General features: G+C 69.4%; 3 protein-coding genes, 1 tRNA gene and 1 rRNA gene. 4 read left to right on the top strand and 1 reads right to left on the bottom strand.

The features are described 5' to 3' along the window. The 3 genes from rrf to ACWCPN_RS34120 all read left to right on the top strand — a co-directional run. Window positions 1-95: ribosomal RNA gene (gene rrf / locus ACWCPN_RS34130) — 5S ribosomal RNA — on the top strand; the annotation flags it as partial. A 114-nt stretch (window positions 96-209) separates the two neighbouring features. Next, window positions 210-872: a DegT/DnrJ/EryC1/StrS family aminotransferase gene (locus ACWCPN_RS34125; RefSeq protein WP_451214387.1), complete on the top strand. Its 663-nt coding sequence runs from the start codon at window positions 210-212 to the stop codon at window positions 870-872. Window positions 873-969: 97 nt separating this feature from the next. Beyond that, window positions 970-1,042: transfer RNA gene (locus ACWCPN_RS34120), tRNA-Thr, on the top strand. A gap of 38 nt (window positions 1,043-1,080) precedes the next feature. Here ACWCPN_RS34120 and ACWCPN_RS34115 read toward each other — a convergent pair. Beyond that, window positions 1,081-3,840, bottom strand: coding sequence for a SpoIIE family protein phosphatase (locus tag ACWCPN_RS34115; RefSeq protein ID WP_451214383.1), 2,760 nt, complete (start codon window positions 3,838-3,840; stop codon window positions 1,081-1,083). Between the two features lie 413 nt (window positions 3,841-4,253). On the opposite strand from ACWCPN_RS34115, the gene ACWCPN_RS34110 reads away from it, so the two are divergent. Next, a complete protein-coding gene (locus tag ACWCPN_RS34110) occupies window positions 4,254-9,710 on the top strand; it encodes a HAMP domain-containing protein (protein WP_365129928.1) in 5,457 nt (1,818 codons plus the stop codon). The last annotated feature ends 169 nt before the right edge of the window (window positions 9,711-9,879 follow it).

Genomic DNA, 9,879 nt, shown 5'->3' with positions numbered 1-9,879 from the left:
AAACGCCCGGTTACATTCCGAACCCGGAAGCTAAGCCTCACAGCGCCGATGGTACTGCAGGGGGGACCCTGTGGGAGAGTAGGACGCCGCCGAACAAATTTTGAAAGGGTTGGACCCCGAACTTCGGTTCGGGGTCCAACCCTTTTTTGTTGTGCGTAACTTCGAGTTCACGTTGCACGCTCAGCATCGGAGCCATGGGTACTGCTGCAATGCTCAGGGCGGCCGGCGTAGGAGCCGGTGACGAGGTCGTCGTGCCGGCCTTCGGGAACGTCGAAGTGGCCGAGGCCGTCACCCAGGCGGGTGCGCTGCCGGTGTTCGCCGACATAGACCCGGCCGACTACTGCCTCGACCCGTCAGCGGTGGAAGCGGTCATAACTCCACGCACGGCGAGCGTAGTTGTCGTGCACCGCTTCGGACGGCGCGCGGACATCGCGCGGTTGCACGAGCTGGGCCGGCTGCACGGGCTGCTCGTGTTGGAGCAGGGGGAGTCCGAGGCGCCGTACGACGAGCTGGCGCAGCGCAGGGAGCGGGCCGCCTACCTGGACGCCAAGTTGAAGGGCGTGCGCACCCCGGACGGTGGTCCCGGGCACACCTACCAGCAGTACGTGGTGCGGGTGCCGGGCAACGGCCGGCCGGACCGCGACGTCTTCGCCCGTGCCCTGCGGGCCAAGGGAATCGACTGCCGTGTCCCCGTGAAGACTCCCGTGCACCGGCTCCCGGAGTTCCGGCGCTGTGTCACGCTGCCCGAGACCGAGCGGGCCGCGGACGAGACACTCGCCCTGCCGGTGGACGCCTCGCTCACCAAGCGGGAGATGCAGCGGATCGTCTCCGCCTGCAACGCGCTGGGAGGACTCCTTCAGCCCGCCTTCTGAACGTGCGCCGAACGAGTTCGCCGAACGAGTTTGGGGACTCGGGCCTGTTCAGGGTATGGTTTTCTTGTTGCCGCGAGGGAAACCTCGAAAGCGACAGGCCCCTATAGCTCAGTCGGTAGAGCGTCTCCATGGTAAGGAGAAGGTCAACGGTTCGATTCCGTTTGGGGGCTCGGACAGAAAGGCCCCGCCCATTCGGGCGGGGCCTTTCTCATGCCTCCTGGTGGGGCTCCGGGACTCGCATCGCCAGAATGGCCATGTCGTCGGACGGGGCGTCCGAGGCGAAGCGTTCCACCGCGCGCATGATGCGCGCGGCCACCGCGCCCGCCGTGAGGCCCGTGCACGTGGTGAGGACGTCGGCGAGGCCGTCGTCGCCCAGCATGCGGGTGCCCTCCCGGCGTTCGGTGACCCCGTCCGTGACGCAGAGCAGGACGTCACCGGGGTCGAGCGTGACCGTCTCCTCGTACAGCTCCAGGTCCTCGATGACGCCGAGCAGCGGCTGGGGTTCGGCGAACGGGACGACCGTGCCGTCCTGGCGCAGGCGCAGCGGGAGCGGATGGCCGGCGCAGACCACCTTCAACTCGGCGCTGCCGTCCTCCTGCGGCCGCATCTCGCCGTAGAGCAGCGTCAGGAAGCGGCTGCGGTCGCCCTCGTCGAGGATGGCCGAGTTGAGCCGCTCCAGCACCGCCGGTCCGGAGAGGCCCTCCCGGGCCAGCAGGCGCAGCGCGTGCCGGGCGAGGCCGGTGACCGCGGCCGCGTTCGGGCCCGTGCCGCAGACGTCGCCGATGGCGAAGCCGTAGGCGCCGTTGCCGATGGGGAAGAGGTCGTAGAAGTCGCCGCCGACCTCGTTGCCCTCGCCGGCCGCGCGGTAGATGACCTCCACCTCGACGCCGTCGATGTGCGGCAGGCCGGGCGGGAGCAGGCTGCGCTGGAGGGACTGGCTGATGGCCGTGCGCTCCGAGTACAGACGGGCGTTGTCCAGGGCGAGTGCGGCCCGGCGGGACAAGTCCTCGGCCAGTTCCAGGATTTCCTGGCGGAAGTGCTCGTCGGTCGGCTTGCCGAGGGTCAGCATGCCGATGACGCGGTTGCGGGCGACCAGCGGCAGGACGACCGTCTCGCCGCCCACCGCGGAAGCGGTCGCCAGGGTGGGGCCGATGCCCGAGGCGACCTGGTGCGTGGGGCCGCCGGACAGTCCGAGGCTGCGCATGGAACTGCGCAGGGCCGCCTGGTGGGCGACCTCGCCGGGCGCGGACCAGATCCGGGCGCCGGGCGTCGGTACCGGGTCGGGTGCCGGGACCTTCGACAGCAGCGACTTGATGCCGTCGATGAGGTCCTCGTCCTCGTGCAGCACGTACGACAGGTACGGCTCCGAGGCCTGGTCGGCGATCGTATAGACCGCGCACCAGGTCGCGAGCGTCGGTACCGTCATCTGTGCCATCAGGGCCAGGGTCTGGTCGCGGTCCAGGGTGCCGGCCAGCAGGTCGGAGGCCTCGACCAGGAAGCTGAGCGAGCCGCGGCGCAGCCGCTCCAGTTCGCCGAGCCGGGCCGACTCGACGGCCAGCGCGATGCGGTCGGCGGCGAACTGCAGGCGCAGTGCCTCCTCGTTCGAGTACCGGCCGGGAGCCTCGGCGGCGACACCGAGGGAGCCCGTCAGCCGGCCCTCGACCTTGAGCGGGACCGTGACCACCGACCGCATGCCGGTGCCCGACAGCAGTGGCACGGCTCCGGGGACGGCGGTGAGGTCGTCGTGGACGGCGGGCATGCGCGCGGAGCCGTAGCGGCCGGGACCGGCCTCGACGGGCACGCGGGCGAAGCGCTGGCGGGCGGAGGGCAGTCCGGTGGAGGCGCGGACCTCGAGTTCGGTCTCGTCGTCGGTCGCGAGCAGCAGGAACGCCGAGTCGCCGTCGAGCATGTCGCGGGCGCGCTCCACGGTGCGCTGGAGCAGGCCGTCCAGGTCGTCGGGGGCGGGGGAGCCGATGAAGACCTCGAACGGGTCGGTGCTCTGCCCGTCGGAGGAGGACGTCTGGTCGGTGGCCGGGCCGCGCAGCGGGGTCTGCAGGACGGCGCGCTCGTGATCGCGTACCAGGAGACACACGGTGGACGGCTCGCCGCCGGTGTCGCGGACCCGCAGGTGGGAGGCGTACACCGGGGCGACCCTGCCGTCGGCGCGGCGGATGCCGTAGCTGCCCTCCCAGCGGGAGAGCCGCAGGGCCTCGGCGATGCCGGTGCCGGTGCCCGGGGTGTGCGGCCAGGCCGCGAGGTCGGTCAGGGGCTTGCCGACGACCTCGCTCGCCGCGTGGCCGAACAGTTCCTCCGCGTCCTCGTTCCAGGCGCTGATGGAGCCCTTGCGGTCGACCTGGAGGACCGCGACGCGGATCCGGCCGTCCGCCAGCGGAAGCAGGTCGGCGGGGAGCGAGGGGCCGGCGGCGCGGGTGCCGACCGGGCGCTCGGGCAGGTCGAGCTGGAACCAGACGTTCTTGTGGGTGGGCGTGTAGTCCACGCCCCAGCGGGCCGCCAGGGCCGCGCAGAGCTGCAGGCCGCGGCCGCCCTCGCGGTCCGGGTTGCCCATCGCGGCGTGGGCGCTCTGCACGGGCAGCTCGCGCTCGGGATAGCGGTCGGACACCTCGATGCGCACGCCGTCCTCGGTGCGCAGGCACAGCACCTCCGCGTGCGTACCGGCGTGCACCACCGCGTTCGTCACGAGCTCGCTGGTGAGAACCACCGCGTCGTCGATGATGTCGGCGAAACCCCAGCCCTGGAGGGTGTCGCGGACGAAGGACCGGGCGGTCGCCACCGATCGTCCGACGGGCTCGAAGCTGGCGGCCGCACGCGCGGTGATCACAAAACTCCTCGGCCTGTTGTCGGCGGACAGGGCTGCGGGGCCGGCCGGCTCGCGCCGCTGCTGCGGCATCAGCTCGCCCGTCGGCCGTGGCTCCGGGGGGTGTCCCCCCGGGATCAGTCCGGTGGTCATGTTCTGCGGCCGCCCCTCCGATGCCCGCTCGTTCTGGTGCCACCGCCCAGGCCGGACGGACCGGTGCGGCTGGACAGCCGCATGCAAGGTTACTTACCTTCGCCGTCCGAGCGGATGCCGGTCGCCGTTGTTTAACCCCCCAGGGTGTGTGCGGACGATGTGCGAAGCTGCCGAACTGTTATGGCCTGGTTCGGCCGGGGTGAAACACTGGGCAAGCTTCTGATGAAGGTCCGGTCAGTTCGAGTGTGTTCCGTGCATGGCGGGCAGCAGCCCCTGGTGTGTCCGGAACTCATCTGGCAGAAATACCGAGCGGTAACGGGTACGCGGAAGCAAGCCGGTGTGCCCGGGAGCGGCACACCGGGCCGATGTGACCGAGCACGGCAGTAACGGTCTACCCCTTCGGGAGGGACACAGTGGAGTCTGGCGCAGCGACGCGGGGCACGAAGGCGCGCGCGAAGGGCGGACAGTCCCAGGGCAGGGGCGGCGGCACCACCGTCGTGGACACGGCTGCCCTGAACCGGCTGCAGGCGGCCCTGGTCGCCATGCGGGACGGGAACTTCCGCAAGAGGCTCACGGTGTCCGGGGACGGCGTGATGTCGGAGATCGCCGCCGTGTTCAACGAGGTGGCCGACCGCAACCTGCACCTGACCGGTGAGCTGTCGCGCGTGCGGCGCATGGTGGGGCGTGAGGGAAAGCTCACGGAGCGGCTGGAGACGGGGGCCTGCGAGGGCTCGTGGGCGACCGCGGTCGAAAACTCCAACGCGCTGGTCGACGACCTGGTGTGGCCCGTCTCGGAGGTCAGCCGGGTCCTGACGGGGGTCGCGGAGGGTGACCTGTCGCCGCGGATGGATCTGCGCACGCAGGCGCCGGACGGCACCGGGCACCCCCTGCGCGGCGAGTTCCTGAAGGTCGGCCGTACGGTCAACAACCTGGTCGACCAGCTTTCGACGTTCACCGACGAGGTCACGCGCGTGGCCAGTGAGGTCGGCACCGAGGGCAAGCTCGGTGGCCAGGCCCGGGTGCGCGGGCTGTCCGGTTCGTGGAAGGACCTGACGGACTCCGTCAACACGATGGCGTCCCGGCTGACGGCCCAGGTGCGGGACATCGCGCTGGTGACCACCGCGGTCGCCAAGGGTGATCTGTCGCGGAAGGTCACCGTGCACGTGGCCGGCGAGATGCTGGAGCTGAAGAACACCGTCAACACGATGGTGGACCAGCTCTCCGCGTTCTCCTCGGAGGTCACGCGCGTCGCGCGGGAGGTCGGCACCGACGGCATCCTCGGTGGTCAGGCGCATGTGCCGGGTGTGGACGGCACGTGGAAGGAACTCACCGATTCGGTGAACCTGATGGCCGGGAATCTGACGGCCCAGGTGCGCGGGATCGCCCAGGTGACCACGGCCGTGGCCAACGGTGATCTGTCGCAGAAGGTGACGGTTCCGGCGCGTGGCGAGGTCGCGCAGCTCGCCGAGACGATCAACCAGATGACCGAGACGCTGCGCATCTTCGCGGACGAGGTCACGCGCGTGGCCAACGAGGTCGGCGCCGAGGGCCGGCTGGGCGGTCAGGCGACGGTGCCGGGTGTCGCCGGTACCTGGAAGGACCTGACGGACTCCGTCAACACGGTGTTCCGGAACCTGACGACGCAGGTGCGTGACATCGCCGCGGTGACGACCGCCGTGGCCAGCGGTGACCTGTCGCAGAAGGTCACGGTGGACGTGGCCGGCGAGATGCTGGAGCTGAAGAACACCGTCAACACGATGGTGGACCAGCTCTCGGCGTTCGGTGCCGAGGTGACGCGGGTCGCGCGTGAGGTCGGTGTCGAGGGTGAGCTGGGCGGTCAGGCGCAGGTGCCGGGCGCGGCCGGTACCTGGAAGGACCTGACGGACTCCGTCAACACGGCGTTCCGCAACCTGACCGGCCAGGTGCGCAACATCGCCCAGGTGACGACGGCGGTGGCCAACGGTGACCTCTCCCAGAAGGTCACCGTGGACGTCTCCGGTGAGATGCTCCAGCTGAAGAACACCGTGAACACGATGGTGGACCAGCTGTCGAGCTTCGCCGACCAGGTGACGCGGATGGCCCGGGACGTGGGCACCGAGGGGCGGCTGGGCGGCCAGGCCCGGGTGGACGGGGTGTCGGGCACCTGGAAGGAGCTCACCGACTCCGTCAACTCGATGGCGTCCAACCTGACCGGTCAGGTGCGCAACATCGCGCAGGTGACGACGGCGGTGGCGCGCGGTGACCTCTCGCAGAAGATCGACGTCGACGCGCGCGGGGAGATCCTGGAGCTGAAGAACACCATCAACACGATGGTGGACCAGCTCTCGGCCTTCGCCGACCAGGTGACCCGGGTCGCCCGGGACGTGGGCACCGAGGGCCGCCTCGGCGGTCAGGCGCAGGTGCCGGGCGTGGCCGGGGTGTGGCGGGACCTGACGGATTCCGTGAACGGCATGGCGGGGAACCTCACCGCCCAGGTGCGCAACATCGCCCAGGTGGCCACGGCGGTGGCGCGCGGTGACCTCTCGCAGAAGATCACCGTGGACGCGCGCGGGGAGATCCTGGAGCTGAAGAACACGCTGAACACGATGGTGGACCAGCTGTCGTCGTTCGCCCAGGAGGTCACGCGCGTGGCCCGTGAGGTGGGCACCGAGGGCATGCTGGGCGGTCAGGCGGAGGTCCAGGGTGTCTCGGGCACCTGGAAGGACCTCACGCAGTCCGTGAACTTCATGGCGAACAACCTGACCATCCAGGTGCGCAACATCGCCGAGGTCACGACCGCCGTCGCCAAGGGCGACCTGTCGAAGAAGATCACCGTCGACGCCAAGGGCGAGATCCTCGAGCTGGTCACGACGGTGAACACGATGGTGGACCAGCTCTCCAGCTTCGCCGAGCAGGTGACGCGGGTGGCCCGTGAGGTGGGCACCGAGGGCATCCTGGGCGGTCAGGCGCACGTACCGGGCGTCACGGGCATCTGGAAGGACCTGAGCAACAACGTCAACCTGATGGCCAACAACCTGACCATGCAGGTGCGGAACATCTCCCAGGTGGCGGCCGCGGTCGCCAACGGTGACCTGACGCGGCAGGTGACCATCGAGGCGAGCGGTGAGGTCGCCCAGCTCGCCGACACGTTCAACACCATGGTGCGGACGCTGAGTTCGTTCGCCGACCAGGTCACCAAGGTGGCCCGTGAGGTGGGTACGGACGGCATCCTGGGCGGTCAGGCGCATGTGCCGGGTGTGGCGGGCACCTGGAAGGACCTCACCGAGTCCGTGAACCAGATGGCGTCCAACCTGACCGGTCAGGTGCGCAACATCGCCATGGTCACCACGGCCATCGCCAAGGGTGATCTGACCAAGAAGATCGACATCGACGCCCGTGGCGAGATCCTCGAACTGAAGACGACGATCAACACGATGGTCGACCAGCTCTCCAGCTTCGCCGAGGAGGTCACCCGGGTCGCCCGCGAGGTGGGCACCGAGGGGCAGCTCGGCGGTCAGGCGCGCGTGCGGGACGTCGACGGGACCTGGCGGGACCTGACGGAGTCGGTGAACGAGATGGCCGGGAACCTGACCCGGCAGGTGCGTGCCATCGCGCGCGTGGCGACCGCGGTGACGCGCGGCGACCTGAACCTGAAGATCGACGTCGACGCCTCCGGCGAGATCCAGGAGCTGCAGGACTACATCAACAAGATGATCGCCAACCTGCGCGACACCACGATCGCCAACAAGGAGCAGGACTGGCTGAAGGGCAACCTGGCCCGTATCTCCGCGCTGATGCAGGGCCGCCGGGACCTGGCGGACGTGGCCTCGCTGATCATGAGCGAGCTGACGCCGGTGGTGTCCGCGCAGCACGGCGCGTTCTTCCTGACGATGCCGCTCATGGAGGGCCAGGACCTCGGCGCCGACGCCGAGGACCACTACGAGCTGCGGATGCTCGGCTCGTACGGCTACTCGATGGGGTCCATGCCGGCGTCGTTCCGGCCGGGTGAAGGGCTGATCGGCACGGCCGCGCAGGAGAAGCGCACGATCGTGGTGGAAAACGCGCCCAGCGGCTATCTGAAGATCTCCTCGGGGCTCGGCGAGGCCCCGCCGGCGCAGGTGGTCGTGCTGCCGGTGCTCTTCGAGGGCAAGGTGCTCGGCGTGATCGAGCTGGCGTCGTTCACGCCGTTCACGCAGATCCAGAAGGACTTCCTCAACCAGATCGCCGAGATGATCGCGACCAGTGTCAACACCATCTCGGTGAACACCAAGACCGAGCTGCTGCTGAAGCAGTCGCAGGAGCTGACCGAGCAACTGCGTGAGCGGTCTGCCGAGTTGGAGAACCGGCAGAAGGCGCTGCAGGCGTCCAACGCCGAACTGGAGGAGAAGGCCGAGCTGCTGGCCCGGCAGAACCGGGACATCGAGGTGAAGAACACCGAGATCGAGGAGGCCCGGCAGGTCCTGGAGGAGCGGGCCGAGCAGCTCGCGGTGTCGATGCGCTACAAGAGCGAGTTCCTCGCCAACATGTCGCACGAGCTGCGTACGCCGCTCAACTCCCTGCTGATTCTGGCCAAGTTGCTCGCCGACAACGCCGAGGGCAATCTCTCCCCGAAGCAGGTCGAGTTCGCCGAGACGATCCACGGCGCCGGTTCCGATCTGCTGCAGCTGATCAACGACATCCTGGACCTGTCGAAGGTCGAGGCGGGCAAGATGGACGTCTCCCCGACGCGTATCGCGCTCGTCCAGCTCGTGGACTACGTGGAGGCGACCTTCCGGCCGCTGACCGCGGAGAAGGGCCTGGACCTGTCCGTGCGGGTCTCCCCGGAGCTGCCGGCCACCCTGCACACCGACGAGCAGCGGCTGCTGCAGGTGCTGCGCAACCTGCTGTCCAACGCGGTGAAGTTCACCGACTCCGGTTCGGTGGAGCTGGTGATCCGCCCGGCCGGCGCCGACGTGCCCCAGATCATCCGGGAGCAGATGCTGGAGGCCGGTTCGCTGACCGACCCGGACGCCGGCCTGATCGCGTTCTCGGTGACCGACACGGGTATCGGCATCGCGGCCAGCAAGATGCGGGTGATCTTCGAGGCGTTCAAGCAGGCGGACGGCACGACCAGCCGCAAGTACGGCGGCACCGGTCTCGGTCTGTCGATCTCGCGGGAGATCGCGCAGTTGCTCGGCGGTGAGATCTACGCACAGAGCGAACCGGGCCGCGGCTCGACGTTCACGCTGTACCTGCCGGTGCATCCGAGCGAGTTGCCGCCGCAGGGCTACCAGCAGTCCGTGCAGGCCCTGGAGGCCGGTGAGCTGCTCGCCTCCGAGGGCCGGCCGGACGCGGACCTGTCGGCGGAGATCGAGACGCCGGCGGAGGTGAAGTCGTACCGGGAGACGCAGAACGGGGCGGCCGCGCTCTTCAGGCGCCGCCGCCGGAGCCTGCCGCCGCCGGAGAACCGGCCGGAGCAGTGGACCACGGTCGCCGAGCAGGAGAGCACGCCGCAGATCGCGCGCGCGGTGCGGTTCGGCGGTGAGAAGGTGCTGATCGTCGACGACGACATCCGCAACGTGTTCGCGCTCACCAGCGTGCTGGAGCAGCACGGGCTGTCGGTGCTGTACGCGGAGAACGGCCGCGAGGGCATCGAGGTGCTGGAGCAGCACGACGACGTGGCGGTGGTCCTGATGGACATCATGATGCCGGAGATGGACGGGTACGCGACGACCACGGCGATCCGCAGGATGCCGCAGTTCGCGGGGCTGCCGATCATCGCGCTGACGGCGAAGGCGATGAAGGGCGACCGGGAGAAGGCGATCGAGTCGGGTGCCTCCGACTACGTGACGAAGCCGGTCGATCCGGACCATCTGCTGGCGGTCATGCGGCAGTGGATGGCGGAGCGGTGACGGGCTCGTGGCATCGGATGTGAAACTGGCGGGAACTCTGGGTGTGCACGGGGAGTTGTCGGAGTGCGGGGGCCGGGCCGTGTGCCGGGTCGTGTGGGAATCCCGGATTCCGGGAACTCTCAGGTCACTCGCGGCGTTTCCGTTGAGTGCACAGTGACATCGCGGTGAC

Source organism: Streptomyces sp. NPDC002386 (assembly GCF_053593175.1).
Note: the sequence above shows the minus strand (reverse complement) of the source record. Positions and strands in the feature narration are given on the sequence as shown.

Coding starts and splice junctions, on each gene's coding strand:
- ACWCPN_RS34125 (WP_451214387.1), top strand. CDS start 210: ATGCTCAGGGCGGCCGGCGTAGGAGCCGGTGACGAGGTCGTCGTGCCG.
- ACWCPN_RS34115 (WP_451214383.1), bottom strand. CDS start 3,840: ATGACCACCGGACTGATCCCGGGGGGACACCCCCCGGAGCCACGGCCG.